Source organism: Pantoea sp. Ep11b, from assembly GCF_040783975.1.
Lineage (GTDB): Bacteria > Pseudomonadota > Gammaproteobacteria > Enterobacterales > Enterobacteriaceae > Pantoea.
Genome location: NZ_CP160631.1, coordinates 1,746,521 through 1,770,019, shown reverse-complemented (window position 1 = coordinate 1,770,019; position 23,499 = coordinate 1,746,521). Strand labels below are relative to the sequence as shown.

Sequence of the window (23,499 nt, the reverse complement as noted above, 5' to 3'; positions counted from 1 at the left end):
AAGCCCGGTCATCTGACCGGGCTTTTTTTTACAGCCGTTCAGCCAGCGCTGAGAAAATGGCGGAGAGCGCCGGACGTGCGTAAGGCAGACGCTGCGGTCGCGGATCGGGCTGCTCAGGCGTGCCGAGTTCGAAGGTAAAGGTATACGCCTCCCCTTCCCCCATGCGCAGATCGGCGATCGTCGTCTGCCCATCCTGTTCGCGCAGGGCATAGAAACCGTGGCTGAACCATGCAACGCGTTCTGCGTACCAGTTGCCCCGAAAACGGTCGAACAGTTCAGGATGGCGCGGATACCACCTCACCTGCAGCGGGCGGGACGGCGATAACAGCGACCACCAGGCTTCGCCATAGCGGTCGGGCGTTATCACCACGCTGCGCCAGACCAGGGTGTTAAAGGGTGTGGGCGTGACCAGCACCCTGTCCGTCGGGATCCGCTGCTGCACCAGCGAATCGTGAATCTGCCCGCCTGCAACAGCCTGAATCACCATACTCCACGCCAGATAAAGGGTGCTCAGCGCGAGTCCAGCCCGGTTGGCGCGCAGCCCGCTGGCGCTGCGCCGCCAGAGCGCCACCCCCAGACCAGCCAGCAGCGGCAGCGTATAGAGCGGATCGACAATATAGATACTGCCGACCGCATAAGGGTAGTCGGTCAGCGGCAGCCCCAGCTGGGTGCCATAGACCGTCATCAGATCCAGCAGCGGATGCGTAATCAGCGCCAGCCAGATTGCGGGCCACCACTGCGGCCATCGCACCCCGCGACGAAACAGCCCCGCCATCAGCCAGGCAATCACCGGCGAGGCGAGCGTGAGCCAGAGCAGCGCATGGCTGTCGGTGCGATGCAGGGTCATATTGCGAATCGCATCACCGTGGTCGAGAAAGACATCCAGATCCGGCAGGGTTCCGCAGATCCCGCCCGCCAGCGCGGCCTGCCAGACCGGCACCCGACGCCCCATCACCGCGACACTGACAGCGGAACCCAGCACAAACTGCGACACAGAATCCATGACTTTCTCCCGTTACCCTGTCGTCGGGCGCTCCTGTTTCAGCGCACGCGAATACCTTCGATGATCATGCGCTGTACATTCTCAACGGTCTGGTCGAAAAACGCCGGATCGCTGAGCGTCTGACCGGTTACCGCCTCGACCTGAGTGGCAAAATCGGCGTAGTGTTGCGTGGTGGCCCACAGCATAAAGATCAGGTGCTGCGGCTGAACGCCCGCCAGACGCCCTTCCGCTATCCAGCGTTCGATAATCGCCGCTTTGTCATCCACCAGCTGCTTGAGATCCCCGGCCAGCTCGCCTTTCAGCAGCGGCGCGCCCTGCAGCATCTCCAGGCAGAACAGCCGGGACGCCTGCGGATGGTCGCGCGAGACCTCCAGTTTCAGCCGGATGTAGTGCCGGATGGCCATCAGCGGATCCTGGTCATGGGTCAGCGCACGCAGCGGAGCCAGCCAGACATCCAGAATCTCCTTCAGCACCGCCACATAAAGCACTTCTTTAGAGGGAAAATAGTAGAGCAGATTAGTCTTGGAGACGTCGGCCAGCTCGGCCACCCTGTCGAGACTGGTGCCGTGAATGCCAAATTGTGAGAAGAAGGTCAGTGCCGCTTCCAGGATGGCGGCCCGCTTCGCCGCGACGGCGCGCGAACGGCGTGTTGGCTTTTTTTCATCGGTTTTCACAGGTTTACCTCATCCATCTGGTGTCAGCGCATCATAGCAAAGGCCGGGAGAGCTGCCTAACGGCCCGCCTGCACCTTTTTTGTTCAGCCTGCATGCAAAACGTGCAGTGATTTTTGACCAAACGGTCTGAAATGGACCCGACAGTCCACTTACCTCTTTCGGGTTAATTTTAACTCATTGTTATTTATCACAATAAAAAATGTGGCACACAGTTTGCAAAATTGTGACTGAGCGCAGCCCACAGGGACGTAGCAGGATGCAGTGCCGCGCGTGAAACACCTTTCCCCCATCGCAACGAGGTTTCACATGAAGATAGGCGTCTTTATTCCGATTGGTAACAATGGCTGGCTGATTTCGTCCAACGCACCGCAGTACATGCCGACCTTTGAACTGAACAAAGCGATCGTGCTGAAAGCAGAGCATTACCATTTCGACTTTGCGCTCTCGATGATCAAGCTGCGTGGCTTCGGCGGAAAGACCGAATTCTGGGATCACAACCTGGAGTCCTTCACCCTGATGGCTGGCCTGGCCGCCGTCACCTCGCGCATTGAGATCTATGCCACCGCCGCCACTCTGACGCTGCCTCCGGCGATCGTGGCGCGCATGGCCTCGACCATCGACTCAATTTCGGGCGGACGTTTCGGCGTCAATCTGGTGACCGGCTGGCAGAAACCGGAATATGAGCAGATGGGTATGTGGCCCGGCGATGAGTACTTCAGCAGCCGCTACGCCTATCTCACCGAATATGTCACCGTGCTGCGTGACCTGTGGGGCACCGGCCGCTCAGACTTCAAAGGTGAATTTTTCACCATGAACGACTGCCGTGTCAGTCCGCAGCCGCAGCGCCCGATGAAGGTGATCTGCGCCGGACAGAGCGACGCCGGTATGGCCTTCTCGGCGCAGCATGCAGACTACAACTTCTGCTTCGGCAAAGGCGTCAACACACCAGCGGCGTTCAGCGCAACATCGGTGCGTATGAAGCAGGCGGCGGAGAAAGCGGGCCGCGATGTGGGTTCCTACGTGCTGTTTATGATCATCGCGGCAGAAACCGACGAAGAGGCGCGGGCGAAATGGGAACATTACAAAGCCGGTGCGGATGAAGAGGCGCTCTCATGGCTCACCACCCAGAGCCAGCAGGACACCAAATCGGGCAGCGATACCAACGTGCGCCAGATGGCGGATCCCGTTTCAGCCGTCAACATTAACATGGGGACACTGGTCGGCTCCTGGGCCAGCGTGGCGAAGATGCTGGATGAGGTGGCGCAGGTGGAAGGCACTCACGGCGTGCTGCTGACGTTTGATGATTTCCTGCAGGGGATCGAGAACTTCGGCCAGCATATTCAGCCGCTGATGGCCTGCCGCAGCGCCCTGCTGGACGCACAGCAGGAGGTGGCGTGATGAAGACCGTTTACTGCGCTCACATCCGGGATATTCCTCAGGTCGAACTGCCGGCGCGTCCCGAACCGATCGCCTTTCCCCCCGCGCAGTCGGCGCTGATTGTGGTGGATATGCAGAATGCTTACGCCACGGAAGGCGGCTATCTCGATCTGGCGGGTTTTGATGTCTCCGCCACCAGGCCGGTCATCGCGAAGATCCATCAGGCGGTAACGGCAGCCCGCGCGGCAGGCGTACAGATCATCTGGTTCCAGAACGGCTGGGACAGTGATTATGTCGAGGCGGGCGACGCCGGTTCGCCCAACTTCCACAAATCCAATGCGCTGAAAACCATGCGTAAACGTCCCGAGCTGCAGGGTTCGCTGCTGTCGAAGGGCAGCTGGGATTATGCGCTGGTCGATGAACTGGTTCCGCAGCCAGGCGACATCGTGCTGCCAAAATCGCGCTACAGTGGCTTCTACAATACCCCGCTCGACAGCATGCTGCGCAGCCGCGGCATCCGACATCTGATCTTTACCGGCATTGCCACCAACGTCTGCGTGGAGTCGACACTGCGCGACGGCTTTTTCCTTGAATATTTCGGCGTGGTGCTGGAAGACGCCACGTATCAGGCGGGCCCGCCGTCGGCTCAGCAGGCCGCGCTGTTCAACATCGAAACCTTTTTTGGCTGGGTGTCGGATGTCGACACCTTCTGCGAAAGCCTGAATGCCCGCTAATTCAACCCGAGGATGACGCTATGCCGAAAACGATTATTGTACCGCTAGGCACCACGACGCCTATCGCCCCCTTTGTGCCGGGCACGCTGGCGGATGGGGTGGTCTACGTCTCCGGCACCCTGCCGTTTGACGCGGAGAACAACGTGGTGCACGTCGGGGATGCCGCAGCGCAGACCCGCCATGTGCTGGAGAGCATTAAAAAGGTCATCGAAACCGCAGGCGGGAGCCTGGCGGATGTGACTTTCAACTCGATCTTTATCACCGACTGGGCCAACTACACGGCGGTTAATCAGGTCTATGCCGACTATTTTCCCGGCGACAAGCCCGCCCGTTTCTGCATTCAGTGCGGACTGGTTAAGCCGGATGCGCTGATTGAGATCGCCTCTGTGGCACACATCGGCCACGCGGAGGTCTGATGCAACTGGATATTCTGGGTCTGCAGGATCCCGATGCGCCGACGCTGGTGCTCGCCTCCGGTCTGGGCGGCGTGGCGGGGTTCTGGCAGCCACAACTGGCGGCCCTGACGGCGCGCTATCGGGTGGTGCTTTATGACCAGCGCGGCACCGGGCGCAGTGCTGACTGTCTGCCGCAAGCGTACAGCATGGCGATGATGGCGGCCGAACTGGCCGACGCGCTGGCGCAGCGGGGCATCCTGCGCTTCAGCCTGGTCGGTCATGCGCTGGGCGGTCTGATCGGACTGCAGCTGGCGCTGGATTTCCCGACGCGCATCGAACGGATCGTAGTCATTAATGGCTGGCTGACGCTGCATCCTCATACCCGGCGCTGCTTTGAGGCGCGGCAGGCGCTGTTGCTCAACAGCGGTGTGGCAGCTTTTGTCCGCGCGCAGCCGCTGTTTCTCTATCCTGCGGAATGGATGGCGCAGCATCAGGCGCGGATGGAGGAGGAGGATCGTCATCACGTCACCCACTTTCAGGGCCAGCAGAATCTGATGTGTCGGCTGCAGGCGCTGATGCATGCCGACTTCAGCGAACAGGCTGAGGCCATCACCCAGCCGGTGCTGGTCATCGCCAGTCAGGACGACCTGCTGGTGCCGTGGAGCTGCTCGGCCGCGCTGGCCCGGGCGCTGCCCGCCGCCACCGAAGAGAGGATGGCCTGGGGCGGACATGCCATGAGCGTTACCGACGCCGAACACTTCAATGCCCTGCTGCTGCAGTGGCTGGATCAGACGGATGACGTGCAGCCGCTGGAGCGCGTCGCTCTCACCTTTTACGGAGAAGATTATGAGCCTGGATACCCTTACCCCCACCGTTGAGAAGATGGCGTTCCGCAATGCGATGTCGCGGCTGGGTGCCGCGGTCAACATCATTACCACCGAAGGCCCGGCCGGACGCGCAGGGTTTACCGCCTCCGCCGTGTGCAGCGTGACGGACTCGCCGCCGACGCTGCTGGTCTGCCTGAACCGCGCCGCCTCGGTTTATGCGGTGTTCCGCGAAAATATGCAGCTCTGCGTCAACACGCTGGCGGCGGGTCATGAAGATCTCTCCAGCCTGTTCGGCGGCAAAACCCCGATGGCTGACCGTTTCAGCGCCGCAGAGTGGTCAGCGGCCGTCACCGGCTCACCCGTGCTGCGCGGCGCGGTCGCCTCTTTCGACTGCCGCATTACCCAGATTGTCAGCGTCGGCACACATGACACCCTGTTCTGCGAAGTCGTGGACGTGGTTCACAGTGAGGACAACCACGGACTGGCGTGGTTTGACCGGGGATACCATCCCCTGAAGCGGCAGGAAGCCCGTTAACGTTTTTTTCGCCCCCCCACCGGCAGTCATGATGCTCTGGAGTAGACGATGGCACAATCCTGGTTTCCACAATGGCAGAAGAAGTCGGCATTAACTGAAAACGGTATTATCGCCCCGGATGAGACGCTGCCGCTGGGGCAGACGCTGGTGCTGGGTTTGCAGCATGCGGTGGCGATGTTTGGCGCAACGGTGCTGATGCCGCTGCTGATGGGGCTGGACCCGAATCTGGCGATTCTGGTTTCGGGTACAGGTACGCTGCTGTTCTTCTTTATTACCGGCGGCCGGGTGCCCAGCTATCTGGGGTCGAGCGCCGCCTTTGTCGGTGTGGTGATTGCGGTCACCGGTTTCAGCGGTCAGGGGTTGAATCCCCATCTCAGCGTCGCGCTGGGCGGGGTGATCGCCTGCGGCCTGCTCTACACGCTGATCGGGCTGGTGGTGATGAAGTCCGGCACGCGCTGGATCGAAAACCTGATGCCGCCGGTGGTGACTGGCGCGGTGGTGATGGCGATTGGCCTGAATCTGGCGCCGATTGCGGTGCACAGCGTCTCCGCCTCGGCGTTCGACAGCTGGGTGGCGGTGATGACCGTGCTCTGCATCGGGCTGGTGGCGGTGTTTACCCGCGGGATGGTACAGCGTCTGCTGATTCTGGTCGGGCTGATCCTGGCCTGGGCACTCTATGCGCTGCTGACCAACGTTCTGGGGCTGGGCAAGCCGGTCGACTTTGCCCTGCTCTCACAGGCCGCATGGTTTGGCCTGCCGCACACCACCGCCCCGACCTTTGATCTGCAGGCGATGGTGCTGATCGCGCCGGTGGCGATCATTCTGGTAGCGGAAAACCTCGGCCACTTAAAGGCGGTGGCGGGCATGACCGGCCGCAATCTCGATCCCTGGATGGGCCGCGCCTTTGTGGGCGACGGTCTGGCCACGCTGCTTTCCGGTTCGGTCGGCGGCAGCGGCGTCACCACCTATGCTGAGAATATCGGGGTGATGGCGGTGACCAAAGTCTACTCGACGCTGGCGTTTGTCGCCGCCGCCGTCATCGCCATTCTGGCCGGTTTCTCGCCGAAGTTTGGTGCGCTGATCCACACCATTCCGGCACCGGTCATTGGCGGTGCCTCTATTGTGGTGTTCGGACTGATTGCGGTGGCAGGCGCACGCATCTGGGTGCAGAACCATGTCGATCTGGGTCAGAACAGTAATCTGATTATGGTGGCGACGACGCTGGTGCTCGGCGCGGGCGACTTCGCGCTGAAAATCGGCTCTTTCACTCTGGGCGGGATCGGCACGGCCACCTTCGGCGCGATTATCCTTAACGCGCTGCTGCGCCGTCGCACCGCGCAGCAGCAGGATGAGCCGCTGGCGCGACAGCAGAGCTAGCTACTCCAGCGGTGTGGCCGCAGGCTGCACCGCTTTTTTTCGCTTCAGACGCAGTTCGCTGACGATCACCCCGCAGACGATCAGCGCCCCGCCCAGCAAGGCCAGCCCGGGCAGACGTTCACCCGCGATGCGTCCCACCACGCCCGCCCAGACCGGCTCCCCGGCATAGATCACCGTTGCGCGGGTCGGTGAAACGCTGCGCTGCGCCCAGTTCATGGTGACCTGAATCAGCGCGCTGGCGGCTCCCAGCCCCAGAGCGCTCAGCAGCAGCGGCGTGGAGAGTGCAGGCACCCCTTCCCCGTTGGGGATCATCAGCCCAAAGGCGCACAGTGAGGCCACCGCCAGCTGGATCAGCGTCACGCGGCGGACATCTACCTTACCGGCGTAGCGGCTGATTAAGATGATCTCGGCGGCGATCGCCAGGGTGCTCAGCAGCGTCGCCAGTTCACCCTGGTTCAGGCTGATGCGCCCATCCTGCGGCCCGGCCACCAGCAGCAGGCCGGTAAAGGCCAGCGCGATCCCCAGCCATGACATCAGGCCGGGCGGACGACGCAGAAACAGCCACTGCAACAGCGGCACCACCGGCACATAGAGCGCCGTAAGAAACGCGGACTGGCTGCTGGATATGGTCTGCATCCCCCAGGTCTGCAGGCCATAGCCGCCCGCAATCGACAGACCAATCAGCGCCCCCGCCTTTACCTCCAGCCAGGTGATGCCAGCCAGATAGCGCCGGAAAAAGAGCGCCAGCAGCAGTGCGGCGGTGGCGAAACGGAGGCCGACAAAGAAAAACGGCCCCGAATGCTGCATCGCGCGATGCACCACCAGAAAGGTTCCGCCCCAGATCATCGTGATAAAAAGAAGTACCAGCTCCTGCCGCGTCAGGCGCAGGGTTAGCGCGCGGGATGTGTCCGACATAATTCACCTGATAGGGTATCCGGACAGTATTGTGAGGAGAGCCAGGGGTAAAAGCAATGACGTTCACCGCCGGTCTCACCCGGCGGCGGAGTGAGGTCAGGCGTCCGCTTTTTTAGGACTGCTGCGACCGCCCTTCTCCCCGGCACGCGCGGCGCGCTCCGGATCGTTTTTAAAATTGCCGCCGCTGTTTTTTCCGCCTTTGCGTCCTGCTTCTGCGGCCCGTTCACGGTTTTCAGCAAAATTGCCTGAACCTCCACGATGTGTGGCCATGATCTGCTCCTGTCGCGTAGTGCGATAAATAAGAATAAAACGCAGAGGGCTGAAGTGCCGGTTACACACTCGCCCATGCTTAAAGAATAGCCAGATTCTGCTTTTATCCCGCTGACAGTCACATTCAGCAACAGATTAATCGCCATATATTTGACTAAAAATCGCATATTCTGTGGCTGAACAACCGATTAGCTGCTGAATTATTGTCCACCCTTTCTGCCTCCGCTTTCGCTTCGCCCCCACATTACAAAAGCTCTTCTATACTTTTTTTGCACGTTAAAACCACCTGGAGAGATCTATGGCCAAGATTCTGGTGCTTTACTACTCGATGTATGGACATGTTGAAACGATGGCGAACGCGGTTGCAGAAGGTGCTCGTCGGGTTCCCGGCGCGGAAGTGGATATCCTGCGGGTACCAGAAACCATGGAGGCCGATCGCTTCGCACAGGTGGGCGGCAAAACCGATCAGCGGGCAGCAGAAGCAACGCCTGACGTTCTGCCAGACTACGACGCGATTATCGTCGGCACCCCGACCCGCTTTGGCAACATGTCCGGGCAGATGCGTACGTTCTGGGATCGCACGGGCGGTCTCTGGGCGTCAGGTGCGCTCTACGGCAAGGTCGCCAGCGTCTTTACCTCTACCGGCACCGGCGGCGGGCAGGAACAGACCATTACGTCCGTCTGGACCACCCTGGCGCACCACGGCATGGTGATCGTGCCCATCGGCTACGGCACTAAAGAGCTGTTCGATATCTCTGAAGTTCGCGGCGGTACGCCTTACGGCGCGACGACGCTGGCGGGCGGCGATGGCTCGCGCCAGCCGACCGAAGCGGAACTTAACATCGCCCGTTTCCAGGGTGAACATGTTGCCGGTGTGACCGTCAAACTGAAGGGCTGATTTCATTAAAGGAGAAAACTATGTCTACTGAACAATCGAAAGCACATCACGTCGGCGAATGGGCCAGTCTGCGTCATACCTCCCCTGAAATTGCTGAGGCCATTTTTGAAGTGGCCGATTACGATGAACGCCTGGCCGAAGAGATCTGGCGTCAGCAGGGCAGCGATGATGTCCTGATCCGCGCATTTGAAAAGACCGATAAAGATCTGCTGACCTGGGATGACAAGCCTGTCGAACGCAAAAACGTCTGATTCAGGGGCGGGACTTTCCCGCCCTCCTCTTTTTAGCTCACCAAGGAGTACGCGATGTCTTCCTATCAAAGCATTAATCCCGCGAACAACCAGTTGCTGAAAAGCTGGCCGTCACACGACGCCGACGCCGTGAGTCATGCGCTGGAGGTGGCCGACCGCCTGTTCCACTCCGCCTGGAGCAAGGGGGAGATCCAGCCGCGTCTGCAGGTCCTGAAAAAACTGGCTGATCTGATTGATAGCCGTGAGGAAGAGCTGGCGACGATTGCCAGCAAAGAGATGGGCAAGCTGATCGGTCAGAGCCGCGGTGAAGTGAAAATCTGCTCGCAGATCGCCCGCTACTACGCCGAAAATGCCGAACGCATTCTGCAGCCGGAAACCTATCCCAGCGCGCTGGGCGAAGCCTGGGTCGAATATCATCCGATCGGCGTGCTGGTGGCCGTTGAGCCGTGGAACTTCCCTTACTATCAGCTGATGCGCGTGCTGGCACCCAACCTGGCGCTGGGTAACCCGGTGCTGGCCAAACATGCCAACATCGTGCCGCACTGTGCCGATCTCTTTGAAAAACTGGTTCGCGAAGCCGGGGCGCCGGAAGGGGCCTGGACCAACCTGTTCATCTCCAACGAGCAGGTCGCCGATCTGATCGCCGACGATCGCGTGCAGGGTGTGGCCCTGACCGGATCAGAACGTGCCGGCAGCGCCGTCGCGGAGCAGGCAGGCAAGCATCTTAAAAAGTCGACGCTGGAACTGGGCGGCAACGATGTGTTTGTGGTACTGGATGATGCGGATCTGGATGAAGCGGTGCGTCAGGGGGTGCAGGCGCGCCTCAGCAACTGCGGTCAGGTCTGTACTGCCGCCAAACGCTTTATCCTGCATGAAAAAATTGCTGACCAGTTTATCAGCCAGTTCAGCGCCGCGCTGAGCGCTGCCACGCTGGGCGATCCGCTGGATGAGAAAACCACACTGGGGCCGCTCTCCTCTGCCGATGCGCGTGACCGTCTGGTAAAACAGGTCGATGACGCGGTCGCCAGCGGCGCAAAACTGCTGATCGGCGGCAAAGCCCTTGAAGGAGAAGGCTGCTTCTATCAGCCGACGATTCTGACCGGCATTACCCCGGATAATCCGGCCTACTACCAGGAGTTCTTTGGCCCGGTTGCCCAGATTTATGTGGTCGGTGACGATCAGGCTGCCGTCGCGCTGGCGAATGACTCCCACTATGGTCTGGGTGGATCGGTCTGGACCCGCGACATTGCACGCGGCCGCCAGCTGGCCTCCGCCATCGAAACCGGCATGGTCTTCATCAACTCGCAGAGCGATACCTCCGCAGAGCTGCCCTTCGGCGGGGTAAAACGTTCGGGCTATGGTCGTGAGCTGTCCGACCTGGGCATCAAAGAGTTTGCCAACCAGAAGCTGGTGGTCGTGGCGGGATAACCGTTCCGGCGCCATAAAAAAACCCCGTCTCGACGGGGTTTTTTATTATCAGCAGGTGCGGGAGCTTACTGTGTCGCCACGGCTGCCGACTTAGTTTCGTCCTTGTTCGCGGCTGCAGGCGCGTTCGCGGCGTTGTCCGCTTTATCACTGCCTGCGGCTTCCGCCGGTGACTTATCGGCTTTGGCTTTTTCTGCTGCATCTGCCTTTTCGGCAGCGGCTTTGTCCGCTTTCGCTTTTTCAGCCGCAGCTTTGTCTGCTTTAGCCTTCTCGGCTGCCGCTTTATCCGCCGCTGCCTTGTCTGCATTAGCCTTATCAGCCGCCGCTTTATCCGCTTTGGCTTTCTCAGCGGCCGCTTTATCGGCATCAGACTTCGCTTTCGCCGCTGCGGCTTTATCCGTCTGCGCTTTATCCGCCGCCGCATCCTGGGTCGCTGCCGCCTCTGCGCTGTCGTCAGACTGCGCAGCCGCTGCCGGTTGTGGCGCCGCCGCAGGCTGCATTGGCGTTCCCTGCAGCGCGCTGTTCAGCGCCTGCGAGAACTGCTCCCAGCTGCAATAGCCGTTTGCATCGGTTTCACACCCCGCCAGTTGCAGCGTGACACGCTTCGGCGGATTCTTCAGGCTCAGCACATCGGCATTACGCAGCTGATCGGCGCTCTGATAGACATACTCTACCTTCAGCAAATCCTTGTCATTTTTCGCGTCATGCCAGCGCTCAAACACAACCTGACCACCAATCGGCGTTTTTTCGTAGGTATCCGGCAGTTCATAAGGTTTGACCTGTAACGCACTCAGCAGCGAAGCGATGTTGGAATCGTGCCCCACCATCAGCGTCACTTTCGGCGCGTTGGCTTTGTCCTGATCCACTAACTGACTGCGGATGTAATCCACCAGCGGCGCCGCGACTTCACGGGAGACATCCGGGCTGGTGAACAGCGCATCCTGATAGCCATTTTTGATGGCCGACAGCTCTTTCCACTGTTCAGGCGTCTTGATCTGGCCCCATGCCACCTGCTCCAGCGGGAAACCTTCATAGTACTGCAGGGTGAACGCATCCATCAGTGAGTTACCCACTTTCAGCGGGCCACTGACGTTCGGCTCTTTGCCATTTTCTGCACTGAAGGTGTTCTGGCCGCTGCTCAGATCGCACTGCTTTTTATTGTTGCAGGCCGGTGAGGCCTTGTAGTCAACAATTTTTTCCAGGCGCTGGAAGGCGGGCTTCAGCGACAGTCTCTCATTCGCGGCAGCCATCGCAGCCAGCGCTTTTTTATTGAATGCTTCACTGCCATCGGTGATGACCGGATTGAAGATAGGATCCATGGTGCCCATTTCATCCTGATGGGTGACAGCGACGTCACAGCCAGGGAAAGCACCATTAACAAAGAACTGGGCGGTTGCCACAGTGCGCTGCAGGCTGTTGGCGTAAACAAAAACGTTGTTGCTGTCAGGACAGCTGCCGTTTTTCACCAGCCCCTGCTGTGCCAGCCACTGGCGGGTATAGTTACCCATATAGACTTCCAGCACGCCACCTTTGGTGGTCAGCTGTCCGCCGGGAACATCCCACTGCGGCCAGCTTTTTTTCGTCGACTGTTCCAGCACGCTGCCATTATCAGCCAGCGGCGCACGCAGATTGTGACGACTTAACATCAGCACCTGCTGGAGCTGCATATCACTGTCAGCCGCCAGGGCTACCGTACCGACCGGCAATGCAGCGAGTACTGACAATGCGCAAAGACTCAGTTTATTGATCATTGTGCCTATTCCATTCATTCAGTAAAGAAACACTCTGGCTATCAACCGATTAGCTCGCCTCAGAGCGATGTAATTAACAGTGTAACTCAGCTCGCCTCAGAAAAGCGCCAGATGTTTGCAAAAACAGTGAGTGGACTATAGCAGAGATGGAACGGAGAAAGGCGTGCGCCGTGGCGTAACCGGGAGACCCGCAGGGTTATTAACGCGGAATTAATCAGGGGAGGAGAGAAACGAAACAGGCCAGCACTGAGTGCTGGCCTGTAAAATCTGGCGGAGGAGGAGAGATTCGAACTCTCGGATGGTTTCCCATCGGCGGTTTTCAAGACCGCTGCCTTAAGCCACTCGGCCACCCCTCCGTTTTAAAACTTTACTGCATCGGCAAAATCGTCAGATCCTGCCACTTTACTCGCTGCTGTTAATACAGGGAAGATAAAGTGGCGGAGGAGGAGAGATTCGAACTCTCGGATGGTTTCCCATCGGCGGTTTTCAAGACCGCTGCCTTAAGCCACTCGGCCACCCCTCCGCAATGACGCGCACTATAAACACCCCGTTTCGCGATGTAAAGCATGATTCTGTCTATTCGCCTGAAAAACAGTCAGATTGTGATTTTTCGCTGTAAAAATCGCCACTCTGCTCAAACAATTAGCAGATTAACGCGTAAAGAAGGGTAAAACGCCTTTTCCCTCTTTAACAGCCTGCGTATTCTCGGCGCATATTTAGTGTTCTGCTTAAAGGAGCGCAACATGGAAAGAATTGTCACCTCATCGCAGTCCTCATTACTGTCAACGCACCGGGTTCTGCGCAATACCTATTTTCTGCTTGGCCTGACGCTGGCCTTTTCGGCCGTGACGGCGACCGCCAGCACCCTGCTCGCCCTGCCTGCGCCGGGTTTAATCCTGATGCTGGTCGGCTTTTATGGATTGATGTTCTTAACGTACCGTATGGCTAACAGCCCGATGGGGATTCTGGCCGCCTTTGCTTTCACCGGCTTCCTGGGATACTGCCTGGGCCCTATCCTCAGCTCGTTCTTAACCGCAGGCATGGGTGATGTGATCGCGCTGGCGCTGGGCGGAACCGCCCTGGTCTTCTTCTGCTGTTCAGCCTATGTGCTGACGACCCGCCGTGATATGTCCTTCCTGGGCGGCATGATGATGGCCGGTTTTGTGGTCCTGCTGGTGGCGGTCGTCGCGAATATCTTCCTGCAGCTGCCCGCGTTACATCTGGCGATCAGCGCGCTGTTTATTCTCTTCTCAGCCGGTGCGATTCTGTGGGAAACCAGCAACATCATTCACGGCGGCGAAACTAACTACATCCGGGCGACGGTCAGCCTCTATGTTTCGCTCTACAACATCTTTGTCAGCCTGCTCAGCCTGCTGGGATTTGCCCGCAGCAACTGATGTGCGCTCGGGTTCCATGTCAAAACCCCGCTCCGGCGGGGTTTTTGCTTTTTCTGACTGCCAGGTTTGATAAACTGCACCATCATTAATAAAGAGGATGTCGCGTGAATTTTAACGGTAACGAAATCGCCGTCGATGCCGAAGGCTACCTGAAGCACCCCGGCGACTGGAGTGAAGCTCTGGCGGCGCAGATCGCCCAACAGGAAGGCCTGGCCATGACGGAGGCGCACTGGGAAGTGGTCCATTTTGTGCGCGCATTTTATCTGGAATATAACACCTCCCCGGCCGTGCGAATGCTGGTAAAGGCGATGGCGCAGAAATATGGCGAGGAGAAAGGCAACAGTCGCTATCTGTTCCGCCTGTTTCCGGAGGGGCCGGCGAAGCAGGCAACCAAAATCGCCGGCCTGCCTAAACCCGCGAAGTGTCTGTAATTAACCGATGCGGAAATCGCGCGGCGGCTCAGCAGGCTGATGCGGCTCCACCAGCACCTGATCAATCCGGGCACTGCGGGGCCCGCCCGCTTTAAGCCAGGCGAGCAGCGCATCAACCTGCTCCGCCTCGCCCCAGGCAAAAACCTCCACGCTGCCATCGTCCAGATTCCGGGCATAGCCCAGCACCCCCAGCGTTCTGGCTTCCGCCTGCGTGCTGTAACGAAACCCGACGCCCTGCACGCGGCCATGCACCCAGGCCTTAAAACCGGTTGCTGACATGATTCTCTCCTGCTGCTGTTCGTTGCAATTTCCCGTTATCCACCGGACAATGGCACCTCATTTTTTCAGGTAAGCATAGCAAACTATGACAGTCAGATTGATTCTCGCAAAGGGACGTGAAAAGTCCCTGCTCCGTCGCCATCCATGGGTCTTTTCCGGTGCCGTTGCGCGTCTGGAAGGCAAAGCGCAACAGGGTGAAACCATCGACGTCTGTGACAGCAACGGTAAGTGGCTGGCACGCGCCGCGTATTCACCCGCGTCGCAGATTCGCGCCCGCGTCTGGAGCTGGCAGGCCGATGAATCCATCGATATCGCCTTCTTTGTCCGCCGTTTTGAGCAGGCGCAGCAGTGGCGTCAATGGCTGGCAGCCCGCGATGGTCTGGACAGCTATCGCCTGATCGCCGGGGAGTCTGACGGTTTACCGGGCGTCACGATCGACCGCTTTGGCAACTTTTTAGTGCTGCAACTGCTCTCGGCAGGCGCAGAATATCAGCGTGCGGCGATCGTCACCGCCCTGCAGCAGTGCTTCCCGACCTGCGCCATCTATGACCGTTCTGATGTCGCCGTGCGCAAGAAAGAGGGTCTGGCGCTGGCACAGGGTACCGTGACCGGTGAACTGCCGCCGCCGCTGCTGCCGATTACCGAACACGGTATGAAGCTGCTGGTCGATATCCAGGGCGGGCATAAAACCGGCTACTATCTGGATCAGCGTGACAGCCGTCTGGCCACGCGTCGCTATGCGCAGGACGCCCGTGTGCTTAACTGCTTCTCTTACACCGGGGGCTTCGCTGTTTCTGCCCTGATGGGCGGCTGTCAGGAAGTGATCAGCGTCGATACTTCGCAGGAGGCGCTGGACGTTGCGCGCCAGAACGTAGAGCTGAACGAGCTGGATCTCTCCCGCGCGCGCTTTGAGCGTGATGACGTATTCAAACTGCTGCGCCGTTACCGTGACAGCGGCGAGAAATTTGACCTGATCATTATGGATCCGCCCAAGTTCGTCGAGAATAAAAGCCAGTTAATGGGTGCCTGTCGCGGCTATAAAGATATCAACATGCTGGCCATTCAGCTGCTGAATCCGGGCGGGATCCTGATGACCTTCTCCTGCTCGGGTTTGATGGCGACCGAACTGTTCCAGAAAATTATTGCCGATGCCGCGCTGGATGCCGGTCGTGACGTGCAGTTCATCGAACAGTTCCGTCAGGCGGCGGATCACCCGGTGATCGCCAGCTATCCGGAAGGTCTCTACCTGAAAGGTTTCGCCTGCCGCGTAATGTGACTTGAAAAATCGGCGCCTGCCCCCATATTGAAAGGAGAGCGTTTTTTTCGGAGGTCACTATGATTGCCAGCAAGTTTGGTATTGGTCAGCAGGTTCGTCATCGTCTGTCCGGCGTACTGGGCGTTATTGTCGATGTCGATCCGGAATATTCACTGGATGAGCCAAAAATCGAAGACGTGGGCGCGGAAGAGAAGATGCGCGCTGCGCCCTGGTATCACGTCGTAATGGAAGATGAAGAAGGCGATCAGGTGCACACCTACGTTGCCGAGATCCAGCTTTCAGGTGAAACCAGCGTGGAACATCCCGAGCAGCCTTCAATGGATGAGCTGGCTGCATCAGTGCGTCAGCAGCTTCAGGCCCCGCATCTGCGGCACTAATCTGTGGCGGCACGCTCTGCCGCCACGATTCACTTTTTAGCGAGTGATCCCCAGACGCGGGATCTCTATTTTCGGACAGCGATCCATAATCACCGTCAGCCCCGCATCCTGAGCCAGTACCGCCGCCTGTTCATTGATCACACCTAATTGCAGCCACAAGGTTTTAGCCCCGGCCGCGATTGCATCCTGCGCCACGCCCCACGCGGCTTCAGAATTGCGAAAGACATCCACCATATCAATCTCGCCCGGCACCTCCGCCAGCGTGGCATAAGCCTGCTGCCCCAGCAGCGTTTTGCCTGCCAGTTTCGGGCTGACCGGGATCACGTCATAGCCCTGATCGAGCAGATACTTCATCACACCAAAGCTGGGACGCTCGGGACGATCGCTTGCCCCGACTAAGGCGATACGTTGGGTGCGCGTCAGCACATCACGAATTGTCTGGTCGTTCATGTTTATCTCCTTTCAGGCCAGTGTTGAGTGTAGATGCGTGCGCTCGCTGCCGGGTAAGCCTCTGGCGAAATTAATTGAGCCCGCGCACGAATAAATATGTTTAAATGTAAATTAACTGCCATAATGTAAAAATTTGCTACACATATCCTTTCTGTCACTGGTTACCGGAGTTGAAATGAAGCTGTCGCTGGCTGTCACGGGGTTACTGGCTATCCTCGTGTCGGCGTCCTGTTCTGCCATCACATTGAAGCTCGATCCACAGATCGATCTGCTGGTGCTGGATGGTCGAAAGATTTCAGGTTCGCTGCTTAAAGGCGCAGACAGCCTGGAGCTGGAGCGCGGTCAGCATCAGTTTCTGTTCCGGGTAGAGCAGCAGCGCCAGGGCCATAAAGACCGGGTGATCACCTACCAGTCCCTGCCGATGATCGTCACCTTCACTGCCACCGCCAGAACGCTGACTATCCGGCTGCCTGCGCTGGAGACAAAGCGTGAGCGTGTTCATTTTGATCGCAGCCTGAACTTTCAGCTGGTGGATGAAAACGGGCAGGAGATCAGCAGCGTGCGGGATCATCTGGCTGCCACCACGCTCGCCGATATGGAAAAGGCGATGCTGAACTACAATCGCACCCGTCACATCGCCTCGGTGCCCCGCTTTGCGCGCACCGCCGCTGATGCTCCCTCTTCCGTACAGTTCACCGCCGATCTGGACTGGACAACCCAGGCGGAAATGCCTTCGCTGCAGCGCTGGTTCCAGCGCTTTGATGAAGCTACCCGTCAGCAGCTCCTGGCGCTGGTCAAAATGTTACGTACAAGTTGATAGCGCAGAAACGCCAGAGGTAAACTCATGATTTTCCGCCAGCAGACAGGCGTAATGAGGAAGCTTCGATGGAACAGACTATCCGCACCCTTGGCATAAAAAAACATATCGCACTGGTCGCCCATGACCACTGCAAAGCCGCCCTGCTCGACTGGGTAAAACAGAATCAGCCTGCGCTGGAACCTCATATCCTCTACGCTACCGGCACCACCGGCAATCTGATCAATCGTGATACTGGCCTGAACGTGACCGCGATGCTGAGCGGCCCGATGGGCGGCGACCAGCAGGTGGGCGCGTTGATTTCAGAAGGAAAGATCGATGCGCTGATTTTTTTCTGGGACCCGCTGAATGCGGTGCCTCACGATCCGGACGTGAAAGCATTGCTGCGTCTGGCGACCGTCTGGAATATTCCGGTCGCCACGAACCGCTCCACGGCTGACTTTATTATTCACTCCCCCCTGTTCGCACAACCCGTGGATATTCAGATCCCGGACTATGCGCGCTATCTGGCCGATCGCCTGAAATAAATCAGGCTTTTCGCAGCACCGGCACGCCCAGCTCGCGGAAATGGTCAACAAAAGGGGAAGGTGCAGCTTTATCGAACATCAGAAAAACCTGCTGGCGCGCGCGCGTCAGCGCCACATAGGCCAGACGGCGCTCTTCCGCATCGGGGAACGGCTCTGGCTGCGGTAACAGTCCCTGTTCGATGACTGATTCGCGGACTTCCGCCGGAAACCCCTCTTTTCCCTGCTGCAGTCCCAGCAGAATGACGTAGTCCGCCTGCTGGCCTTTGCTGGCATGAATCGTCATAAACTCCAGATTGAGCTTCGGCCAGCGGGTCCGGGCTTTATCCAGTAAGTCGGGCCGCAGGTAGTGATAGCGGGCCAGTAACAGGATCCGTTCATCCGGCTTCGCATAGCCACTGAGTTTGTTCAGCAGGGCTTCCAGCTGATCCTCTGCCAGCAGCGCAATCGACTTTTTATTGCCTTTGGTGATGCTGTTGAGCGGTTTTGCCAGCTGCTGTGGATTCTGCTGAATAAACCGGTTGGCGATGTCGCCGATGCGATCGTTAAACCGGTAGGTGGTGTCCAGTACGCAACGGTCGCCCTCACCGAAGTAGTGATGAAACGCCGTAGTCAGCGTCATCTCTGCACCGCTGAAGCGGTAGATCGCCTGCCAGTCATCACCCACCGCAAACAGCGCAGTGCGCTTATTCTGCTGGCGCAGGGCGCTGAGCAGTGCGGCACGCTGGGGTGAGATATCCTGAAACTCATCCACCAGAATATGTTTCCACGGACTGATGAATCGGCCTTTTTCCAGAATGGTGATCGCCTGGTGGATCAGACCCGAAAAATCGACCGCCCCTTCCTCTTTCAGCGCGCTCTTCCAGGCTTTCAGCAGGGGTGCCATCAGCTTAATTCGTTTGCTGAAGCCATCCCGGATCGCCTCCGGCACTTCGGCAATCATCCCGGCCTGGGCGCCACCATGCATGCGCATCAGACCGAGCCAGCGTTCCAGCCGTGACGCCAGGCGTTTTGCCAGCCTGTCATCATCCCAGAAGGGCCCCTCCGGGACTTCCCACGCCAGTTCATCGCGTAACCATTGCCGCCAGCCGCTGGCCTGAGACTTTTTCTCGTGACATTGCTGCCGCCACGTCTGAATCAGCAGCGTGCGCCGCGCCTCGGCATCACTCTCCAGCCGGCTGACGACCGGCTGTTTACTGCTGCCTTCGCGGATAATATGCAACGCCAGCGAGTGAAAGGTGCGTGCCTGGATGTCGCTGGCCGACAGTCGCGACTGAATACGCGCATTCATCTCTTCGGCGGCTTCCCGGCCAAAGGCCAGCAGCAGGATCTGTCCGGCGCTGGCCAGATTACGCTGCATCAGCCAGCCCGCCCGCGCGACCAGCACCGAGGTTTTCCCGCTGCCTGCGCCGGCCAGTACCAGCAGAGAATCCTCGCCATTCACCACCGCCTCACACTGCGAAGGATTGAGCGGCGTACTTTCGACGCTGGCGAAGAAGGCCTGATAGCGGGTCAGCATGGCCGCCGTCCAGTCGCGATTGCGCTGCCGCAGGGCCGCCTCGCCCTGCTCCAGCCAGTGCTGACAGAACGCCAGGTTCTCACGGCAGTCAGCAAAAGCATCTAAACGGGCAAGCGGCAGAGGCAAGGCATCGAACTGATTGAGGATGCGGCTTTTCAGCGCCTGTAACTCGTGGCGGTTCAGCCAGCGATCCTGCTCGCTGAAGGTCCGGATCTCATCGCTCAACGTCTGCAGCACCTCGCAGCACACCGCGCTCATCTCCAGGCTCCAGCGCTGCCAGGCCTGCATCAGATAGTGGTGAAAGCGCTGCGTCTCCTGCCATTCCGTTCCGTGCAGGCGAACCACTTTTTCATCTGCCAGTAAAAACTCCAGCTCGCCCCACACCAGCCCGCGTTTGCAGGCGATGTCCAGTAACTGGTTAAAGGGGATCAGATACTCGTGCTTATCGCCACTGACTTCGACGCCCGCCGTCAGAAGACGAACACGATTATAAGGATGCTGGGCAAGCCGTTTGCCCATCGAAGTTGCTTTCAGTTCCACGCCGACACCAACGTCAGAGAATAGGATTAGGGGGAGTTTACCTGTCAGACCCTTGGCGCTCCAGCCTTAAAACAGGCTAAACTTGGCGTCACATCTTGCGGAATGCAAAAGGAAAAGAAGATCATGCGCACCGTTTTAAATATCCTGAATTTTGTTCTGGGCGGCTTTTTCACCACCCTGAGCTGGCTGTTTGCCACGCTTGTCAGCATCGTGCTGATTTTTACCCTGCCGCTGACGCGATCCTGCTGGGAAATCACTAAAATCTCGCTGCTGCCGTTTGGCAATGAGGCGGTGCATGTCGATGTGCTGCGGCCCGAAAGTAAGAGCGCCATCATGAATACTGGCGGCACCTTCCTGAATATCTTCTGGCTGATTTTCTTCGGCTGGTGGCTCTGCCTCTCCCATATCTCCGTAGGCATTGTGCAGTGTCTCAGCATCATCGGCATTCCGGTCGGGATTGCCAACTTTAAGATCGCCGCGATCGCTCTGTGGCCGGTGGGTCGTCGTGTCGTGTCGGTGGAAGAGGCGCGTGCGGCGCGCGAAGCCAATGCCCGTCGCTATTAATATGATGTCACAGAGTCTGCCAGGCTGGCGGAAATACCTGTTTAACAGTACCTGGCGGTATCTGCTGCGGATCCTGTTTGCGCTGAGCGGCTGTGCGGCCATTCCCTGGTGGCTTCAGCAGATCGAGTGGACGATTCCGCTGACGCTGGGGGTGGTGGCCGCTGCGCTGGCCGATCTCGACGATCGGCTGACCGGTCGCCTGAAGAATCTGCTGATTACGCTGCTCTGCTTCTGCATCGCCTCGGTGTCTGTCGAGTTACTTTTCCCCTACCCGCTGGCGTTTATGGCCGGACTGGCGATCTCCACCTGGGGATTTATTCTGCTGGGTGCGCTGGGTCAGCGCTACGCGACCATCGCCTTCGGTGCGCTGCTGATTGCGGTCTACACCATGCTCGGGATCGGCCTGTTCAGCCAGTGGTATATGCAGCCAGTGCTGCTGCTGGTGGGCGCGCTGTGGTACAACCTGCTGACGTTACTGGGGCACCTGATGTTTCCGGTCCGGCCGGTGCAGGAGCAGCTGGCAGGCAGTTTTTCACAGCTGGCCCGTTATCTGGATGCCAAGGCCAACCTGTTCGACCCGGATGCGGGCGATCAGGATGATGCGGCGTTTATTGATGCGGCAATGGTCAACAGTCAGCTGGTGGCCCAGCTTAATCTGACCAAAACCACCCTGCAGAGCCGTCTGCGCGGCGATCGCGGTTCGCGCGGTACCCGCCGCAGCCTGCACTACTACTTTGTCGCGCAGGATATTCACGAGCGGGCCAGCTCTTCTCATCTGCAGTACCATCTGCTGCGCGGCGACTGGCGCTACAACGAAATTCTGTTTCGCTTTCAGCGCCTGCTCAATATGCAGGCTCAGGCCTGTCGTCAGCTGTCGCACTGCATTCTGATGCGCGAACGATGGGTTCACGACAGCCGGTTTGAGCGCGCCTTTGAGCGTCTGCAGAAAGCAATTGAACGTCTGGCACGACATGAACCTGAAGCGGCGCATACGGGTGCGCTGTTCTGGCTGTTACGCAATCTGCGCGCCATCGACGCCCAGCTGGCGTCCATTGAATCAGAACAGACGCTGGCCGGTGACGATCCTCAGCACAGCGATAATCTGCTGTCCCGGGAGGGATTGAGCGGCTGGAGTGATATCCGGCTACGCTTCAGCCGTCACCTCTCGCCCTCATCCCCCCTGTTCCGGCATGCGGTACGCATGTCGATAGTGCTCTGCATCGGCTACGGTTTTATTCAGATTACCGGGCTGGAGCGGGGGTACTGGATTTTGCTGACCAGCCTGTTCGTCTGCCAGCCTAACTACAACGCCACGCAGCGACGGCTGGCCCTGCGTATTGGCGGGACGCTGGCCGGGATTGCCATTGGCCTGCCGGTTTTATGGCTGGTGCCCTCTACAGAAGGTCAGTTGATCCTGATTGTTATTGCCGGCGTGCTGTTTTTCGCTTTCCGCCAGGTTCAGTATGCTCAGGCTACCCTCTTTATTACTCTGCTGGTCCTGCTCTGCTTTAACCTGCTGGGCGAAGGATTTGAGGTTGCCCTGCCCCGGGTCGTGGACACATTACTTGGCTGTGGCCTGGCCTGGCTGGCCGTCGCGTTTATCTGGCCGGACTGGCGTTTTCGTCAGCTACCGGCGGTGGCCGAACGGACGCTGAAGGCCAACTGCCGCTATCTGGATGCGATCATGGAGCAATATCATCAGGGCAAAGATAATCGGCTGGCCTATCGCATTGCCCGTCGTGACGCCCACAATGCGGATGCCGAACTGGCGTCGGTCGTATCCAATATGAGCAGTGAGAGTCGCACCAGTCAGAAGCTGCGCGAATCAGCCTTCCAGCTGCTCTGCTCTAACCACTCATTCCTGAGTTACATCTCGGCGCTGGGCGCACACCGCGATAAGATTACCGCGCCGGAGCTGCTGGCCTTGCTGGACGATACCGTCTGCTATGTCGAGGATGTGCTTCAGACGGATGTGGTCAGCGATGAACAGGCTGAAACGATGCGTCATCAGTTGGCTCATCGAATCAGCCAGCTGGCCGCAGATGCGGATACGCGTGCGCCGCTGGTGCTCCAGCAGCTCGGTTTGCTGGTGGCGCTGATGCCCGAGATCGCGCGCCTGCGCCGCACGCTGATTACCGATCAGCCCTCGCCGCCTCTGGGATCGGCACTGGATAACAGTGTGCGCTGAAACCAGGCATTAAGTTCAGCCCGGGTGGCCTGCGGCAGCGCGGCGGCATGGTGACCGGTGATCGCGCCCTGCAGCGCCAGCAGGGTCTGAAAACCAACGTGCTGGTTGATTGCTTTTAGCTTCAGCCAGCAGCGTTTGGCCCCCATCTGATAAAGATGGTTAACACTCAGGACTCCCGCTTCGTAGAGCATCATCTCCATACGCACGCTGAGATTAGGCAAATCTTTTAACCGCGGCGAGGCGTGTCGATCTTCCAGCTCCAGCTGTGCCGTCTCCAACGAGGCGGCCGAGAGCGCCAGCAGATGTTCAGCGTCGCGCCACAACGTTTCATCAACCCGAAAATAGTTGAGGCTCACGAGCTTGCCCCGCTTGCGGAAGATCAGCGGCTGAAGCGGACGCTCGGTAATATATTGTCGCAGGGGTTCACTGGCGCGCAGATAAAGCTCGTCTTTATTGATCAGGGCAAAAACAACACTTTCCACCGCCAGGGCATATCCCCCAAACTGGGTGCGGGACTCTATCGGGCCTAACAGGGCCAGGCACGCTCTGGAGCGCTCCACCACCGGATTTACCTTTTTCACAACACCACCTCCTTGTAAGAACTATCTTGTAAATTGCCTTGGGTATCAGTCAATTAGAAGATAAAAAAAAGCGCCAGTGGGTTCAACGAATAAATAGGTCTTCTACTAATCTTGTCGCGTTTTT

At 58.7% G+C, this 23,499-nt stretch carries 26 protein-coding genes and 2 tRNA genes; 17 read left to right on the top strand and 11 right to left on the bottom strand.

Translation table 11 applies throughout. The features are described from left to right. Positions 1-28: 28 nt before the first annotated feature. Together AB1748_RS08280 and rutR are read right to left on the bottom strand one after the other, a co-directional pair. Positions 29-1,003: a metal-dependent hydrolase gene (locus AB1748_RS08280; protein WP_367396233.1), complete on the bottom strand. Its 975-nt coding sequence runs from the start codon at positions 1,001-1,003 to the stop codon at positions 29-31. A gap of 38 nt (positions 1,004-1,041) precedes the next feature. Then, complete coding sequence (rutR, locus tag AB1748_RS08275) at positions 1,042-1,677, bottom strand: HTH-type transcriptional regulator RutR (RefSeq protein ID WP_293773939.1); 636 nt, start codon at positions 1,675-1,677, stop codon at positions 1,042-1,044. Between the two features lie 306 nt (positions 1,678-1,983). Between rutR and rutA the strand changes: the two genes are divergently transcribed. From rutA to rutG, 6 genes are read left to right on the top strand one after another with little or no spacing between them, the layout of a single operon-like run. Further along, positions 1,984-3,075 carry a pyrimidine utilization protein A gene (gene rutA / locus AB1748_RS08270; RefSeq protein WP_111138570.1) on the top strand — a complete coding sequence of 364 codons (1,092 nt, stop codon included), beginning with the start codon at positions 1,984-1,986 and terminating at the stop codon, positions 3,073-3,075. Next, entirely contained in the window at positions 3,075-3,788 is a 714-nt protein-coding gene (gene rutB / locus AB1748_RS08265) for a pyrimidine utilization protein B (RefSeq protein WP_111138569.1), read from the top strand. The genes rutA and rutB overlap by 1 nt, the downstream gene beginning before the upstream one ends. Positions 3,789-3,808: 20 nt before the next feature. Further along, positions 3,809-4,204 (top strand): pyrimidine utilization protein C, encoded by a 396-nt coding sequence (gene rutC, locus AB1748_RS08260; protein WP_367396232.1) that lies wholly within the window; start codon positions 3,809-3,811, stop codon positions 4,202-4,204. Continuing rightward, positions 4,204-5,061 (top strand): pyrimidine utilization protein D, encoded by an 858-nt coding sequence (gene rutD, locus AB1748_RS08255; RefSeq protein ID WP_111138567.1) that lies wholly within the window; start codon positions 4,204-4,206, stop codon positions 5,059-5,061. Before rutC ends, rutD begins: the two co-directional genes overlap by 1 nt. Then, positions 5,030-5,545 (top strand): NADH-dependent FMN reductase RutF, encoded by a 516-nt coding sequence (rutF, locus tag AB1748_RS08250; RefSeq protein WP_367396231.1) that lies wholly within the window; start codon positions 5,030-5,032, stop codon positions 5,543-5,545. The genes rutD and rutF overlap by 32 nt, the downstream gene beginning before the upstream one ends. A gap of 48 nt (positions 5,546-5,593) precedes the next feature. Further along, positions 5,594-6,922 carry a pyrimidine utilization transport protein G gene (gene rutG / locus AB1748_RS08245; RefSeq protein WP_367396230.1) on the top strand — a complete coding sequence of 443 codons (1,329 nt, stop codon included), beginning with the start codon at positions 5,594-5,596 and terminating at the stop codon, positions 6,920-6,922. Here rutG and AB1748_RS08240 read toward each other — a convergent pair whose 3' ends face one another. Next, on the bottom strand, positions 6,923-7,837 hold the full coding sequence (locus AB1748_RS08240; RefSeq protein ID WP_111138564.1) for a DMT family transporter: 915 nt from the start codon (positions 7,835-7,837) through the stop codon (positions 6,923-6,925). 96 nt (positions 7,838-7,933) lie between these two features. Then, entirely contained in the window at positions 7,934-8,107 is a 174-nt protein-coding gene (locus tag AB1748_RS08235) for a general stress protein (protein WP_111138563.1), read from the bottom strand. A 298-nt stretch (positions 8,108-8,405) separates the two neighbouring features. Between AB1748_RS08235 and wrbA the strand changes: the two genes are divergently transcribed. Genes wrbA through AB1748_RS08220 form a run of 3 tightly spaced genes read left to right on the top strand, consistent with a single transcriptional unit; the run spans position 8,406 to position 10,684 of the window. Then, positions 8,406-9,005, top strand: coding sequence for an NAD(P)H:quinone oxidoreductase (wrbA, locus tag AB1748_RS08230; protein ID WP_293773933.1), 600 nt, complete (start codon positions 8,406-8,408; stop codon positions 9,003-9,005). Between the two features lie 20 nt (positions 9,006-9,025). After that, the gene (locus AB1748_RS08225; RefSeq protein WP_009091011.1) at positions 9,026-9,256 is read left to right on the top strand and encodes a YccJ family protein; all 231 of its coding nucleotides are present in this window, start codon (positions 9,026-9,028) and stop codon (positions 9,254-9,256) included. 54 nt (positions 9,257-9,310) lie between these two features. Continuing rightward, entirely contained in the window at positions 9,311-10,684 is a 1,374-nt protein-coding gene (locus AB1748_RS08220) for an NAD-dependent succinate-semialdehyde dehydrogenase (RefSeq protein ID WP_367396229.1), read from the top strand. Positions 10,685-10,749: 65 nt separating this feature from the next. On the opposite strand, the gene agp is transcribed toward AB1748_RS08220, so the two are convergent. From agp to AB1748_RS08205, 3 genes are all read right to left on the bottom strand, one after another. Further along, positions 10,750-12,432, bottom strand: a complete 1,683-nt coding sequence (gene agp, locus AB1748_RS08215; protein ID WP_367396228.1) for a bifunctional glucose-1-phosphatase/inositol phosphatase — start codon at positions 12,430-12,432, stop codon at positions 10,750-10,752. 268 nt (positions 12,433-12,700) lie between these two features. Further along, positions 12,701-12,788: transfer RNA gene (locus tag AB1748_RS08210), tRNA-Ser, on the bottom strand. Between the two features lie 79 nt (positions 12,789-12,867). Next, positions 12,868-12,955: transfer RNA gene (locus tag AB1748_RS08205), tRNA-Ser, on the bottom strand. Positions 12,956-13,175: 220 nt separating this feature from the next. Between AB1748_RS08205 and yccA the strand changes: the two genes are divergently transcribed. Beyond that, positions 13,176-13,829: an FtsH protease modulator YccA gene (gene yccA / locus AB1748_RS08200; RefSeq protein ID WP_111141655.1), complete on the top strand. Its 654-nt coding sequence runs from the start codon at positions 13,176-13,178 to the stop codon at positions 13,827-13,829. Positions 13,830-13,933: 104 nt separating this feature from the next. Beyond that, positions 13,934-14,260 carry a TusE/DsrC/DsvC family sulfur relay protein gene (locus tag AB1748_RS08195; protein WP_111141657.1) on the top strand — a complete coding sequence of 109 codons (327 nt, stop codon included), beginning with the start codon at positions 13,934-13,936 and terminating at the stop codon, positions 14,258-14,260. On the opposite strand, the gene yccX is transcribed toward AB1748_RS08195, so the two are convergent. Continuing rightward, positions 14,261-14,539, bottom strand: a complete 279-nt coding sequence (yccX, locus tag AB1748_RS08190; RefSeq protein ID WP_367396227.1) for an acylphosphatase — start codon at positions 14,537-14,539, stop codon at positions 14,261-14,263. 85 nt (positions 14,540-14,624) lie between these two features. Here yccX and rlmI point away from each other — a divergent pair, with 85 nt between their 5' ends. Beyond that, positions 14,625-15,815 carry a 23S rRNA (cytosine(1962)-C(5))-methyltransferase RlmI gene (rlmI, locus tag AB1748_RS08185; protein WP_111141661.1) on the top strand — a complete coding sequence of 397 codons (1,191 nt, stop codon included), beginning with the start codon at positions 14,625-14,627 and terminating at the stop codon, positions 15,813-15,815. 59 nt (positions 15,816-15,874) lie between these two features. Next, positions 15,875-16,192 (top strand): heat shock protein HspQ, encoded by a 318-nt coding sequence (hspQ, locus tag AB1748_RS08180; protein ID WP_111141663.1) that lies wholly within the window; start codon positions 15,875-15,877, stop codon positions 16,190-16,192. 36 nt (positions 16,193-16,228) lie between these two features. Here hspQ and AB1748_RS08175 read toward each other — a convergent pair whose 3' ends face one another. Further along, the gene (locus AB1748_RS08175; protein WP_111141665.1) at positions 16,229-16,642 is read right to left on the bottom strand and encodes a CoA-binding protein; all 414 of its coding nucleotides are present in this window, start codon (positions 16,640-16,642) and stop codon (positions 16,229-16,231) included. A 175-nt stretch (positions 16,643-16,817) separates the two neighbouring features. Between AB1748_RS08175 and AB1748_RS08170 the strand changes: the two genes are divergently transcribed. Continuing rightward, positions 16,818-17,459: a DUF2057 family protein gene (locus AB1748_RS08170; RefSeq protein ID WP_367396226.1), complete on the top strand. Its 642-nt coding sequence runs from the start codon at positions 16,818-16,820 to the stop codon at positions 17,457-17,459. A gap of 68 nt (positions 17,460-17,527) precedes the next feature. After that, positions 17,528-17,986 (top strand): methylglyoxal synthase, encoded by a 459-nt coding sequence (gene mgsA, locus AB1748_RS08165; protein ID WP_111141669.1) that lies wholly within the window; start codon positions 17,528-17,530, stop codon positions 17,984-17,986. A gap of 1 nt (position 17,987) precedes the next feature. Here the strand turns inward: mgsA and helD are convergent, their stop codons facing one another. After that, complete coding sequence (helD, locus tag AB1748_RS08160) at positions 17,988-20,042, bottom strand: DNA helicase IV (protein WP_367396225.1); 2,055 nt, start codon at positions 20,040-20,042, stop codon at positions 17,988-17,990. Between the two features lie 123 nt (positions 20,043-20,165). Here helD and AB1748_RS08155 point away from each other — a divergent pair, with 123 nt between their 5' ends. Both AB1748_RS08155 and yccS read left to right on the top strand, forming a co-directional pair. Next, the gene (locus AB1748_RS08155; protein WP_111141672.1) at positions 20,166-20,606 is read left to right on the top strand and encodes a YccF domain-containing protein; all 441 of its coding nucleotides are present in this window, start codon (positions 20,166-20,168) and stop codon (positions 20,604-20,606) included. Beyond that, on the top strand, positions 20,590-22,794 hold the full coding sequence (yccS, locus tag AB1748_RS08150; protein ID WP_111141674.1) for a YccS family putative transporter: 2,205 nt from the start codon (positions 20,590-20,592) through the stop codon (positions 22,792-22,794). The genes AB1748_RS08155 and yccS overlap by 17 nt, the downstream gene beginning before the upstream one ends. On the opposite strand, the gene AB1748_RS08145 is transcribed toward yccS, so the two are convergent. Further along, the gene (locus AB1748_RS08145) at positions 22,746-23,375 is read right to left on the bottom strand and encodes a TfoX/Sxy family DNA transformation protein (protein ID WP_367396224.1); all 630 of its coding nucleotides are present in this window, start codon (positions 23,373-23,375) and stop codon (positions 22,746-22,748) included. The two genes, yccS and AB1748_RS08145, sit on opposite strands and share 49 nt — an antisense overlap. Positions 23,376-23,499 lie beyond the last annotated feature (124 nt).

What these genes read in the sequence shown, in the direction of transcription:
- AB1748_RS08280 (WP_367396233.1), bottom strand. Translation starts at nt 1,003, where the DNA reads ATGGATTCTGTGTCGCAGTTTGTGCTGGGTTCCGCTGTCAGTGTCGCG.
- rutA (WP_111138570.1), top strand. Translation starts at nt 1,984, where the DNA reads ATGAAGATAGGCGTCTTTATTCCGATTGGTAACAATGGCTGGCTGATT.
- rutB (WP_111138569.1), top strand. Translation starts at nt 3,075, where the DNA reads ATGAAGACCGTTTACTGCGCTCACATCCGGGATATTCCTCAGGTCGAA.
- rutC (WP_367396232.1), top strand. Translation starts at nt 3,809, where the DNA reads ATGCCGAAAACGATTATTGTACCGCTAGGCACCACGACGCCTATCGCC.
- rutD (WP_111138567.1), top strand. Translation starts at nt 4,204, where the DNA reads ATGCAACTGGATATTCTGGGTCTGCAGGATCCCGATGCGCCGACGCTG.
- rutF (WP_367396231.1), top strand. Translation starts at nt 5,030, where the DNA reads ATGAGCCTGGATACCCTTACCCCCACCGTTGAGAAGATGGCGTTCCGC.
- rutG (WP_367396230.1), top strand. Translation starts at nt 5,594, where the DNA reads ATGGCACAATCCTGGTTTCCACAATGGCAGAAGAAGTCGGCATTAACT.
- AB1748_RS08240 (WP_111138564.1), bottom strand. Translation starts at nt 7,837, where the DNA reads ATGTCGGACACATCCCGCGCGCTAACCCTGCGCCTGACGCGGCAGGAG.
- AB1748_RS08235 (WP_111138563.1), bottom strand. Translation starts at nt 8,107, where the DNA reads ATGGCCACACATCGTGGAGGTTCAGGCAATTTTGCTGAAAACCGTGAA.
- wrbA (WP_293773933.1), top strand. Translation starts at nt 8,406, where the DNA reads ATGGCCAAGATTCTGGTGCTTTACTACTCGATGTATGGACATGTTGAA.
- AB1748_RS08225 (WP_009091011.1), top strand. Translation starts at nt 9,026, where the DNA reads ATGTCTACTGAACAATCGAAAGCACATCACGTCGGCGAATGGGCCAGT.
- AB1748_RS08220 (WP_367396229.1), top strand. Translation starts at nt 9,311, where the DNA reads ATGTCTTCCTATCAAAGCATTAATCCCGCGAACAACCAGTTGCTGAAA.
- agp (WP_367396228.1), bottom strand. Translation starts at nt 12,432, where the DNA reads ATGATCAATAAACTGAGTCTTTGCGCATTGTCAGTACTCGCTGCATTG.
- yccA (WP_111141655.1), top strand. Translation starts at nt 13,176, where the DNA reads ATGGAAAGAATTGTCACCTCATCGCAGTCCTCATTACTGTCAACGCAC.
- yccX (WP_367396227.1), bottom strand. Translation starts at nt 14,539, where the DNA reads ATGTCAGCAACCGGTTTTAAGGCCTGGGTGCATGGCCGCGTGCAGGGC.
- rlmI (WP_111141661.1), top strand. Translation starts at nt 14,625, where the DNA reads ATGACAGTCAGATTGATTCTCGCAAAGGGACGTGAAAAGTCCCTGCTC.
- hspQ (WP_111141663.1), top strand. Translation starts at nt 15,875, where the DNA reads ATGATTGCCAGCAAGTTTGGTATTGGTCAGCAGGTTCGTCATCGTCTG.
- AB1748_RS08175 (WP_111141665.1), bottom strand. Translation starts at nt 16,642, where the DNA reads ATGAACGACCAGACAATTCGTGATGTGCTGACGCGCACCCAACGTATC.
- AB1748_RS08170 (WP_367396226.1), top strand. Translation starts at nt 16,818, where the DNA reads ATGAAGCTGTCGCTGGCTGTCACGGGGTTACTGGCTATCCTCGTGTCG.
- mgsA (WP_111141669.1), top strand. Translation starts at nt 17,528, where the DNA reads ATGGAACAGACTATCCGCACCCTTGGCATAAAAAAACATATCGCACTG.
- AB1748_RS08155 (WP_111141672.1), top strand. Translation starts at nt 20,166, where the DNA reads ATGCGCACCGTTTTAAATATCCTGAATTTTGTTCTGGGCGGCTTTTTC.
- yccS (WP_111141674.1), top strand. Translation starts at nt 20,590, where the DNA reads ATGCCCGTCGCTATTAATATGATGTCACAGAGTCTGCCAGGCTGGCGG.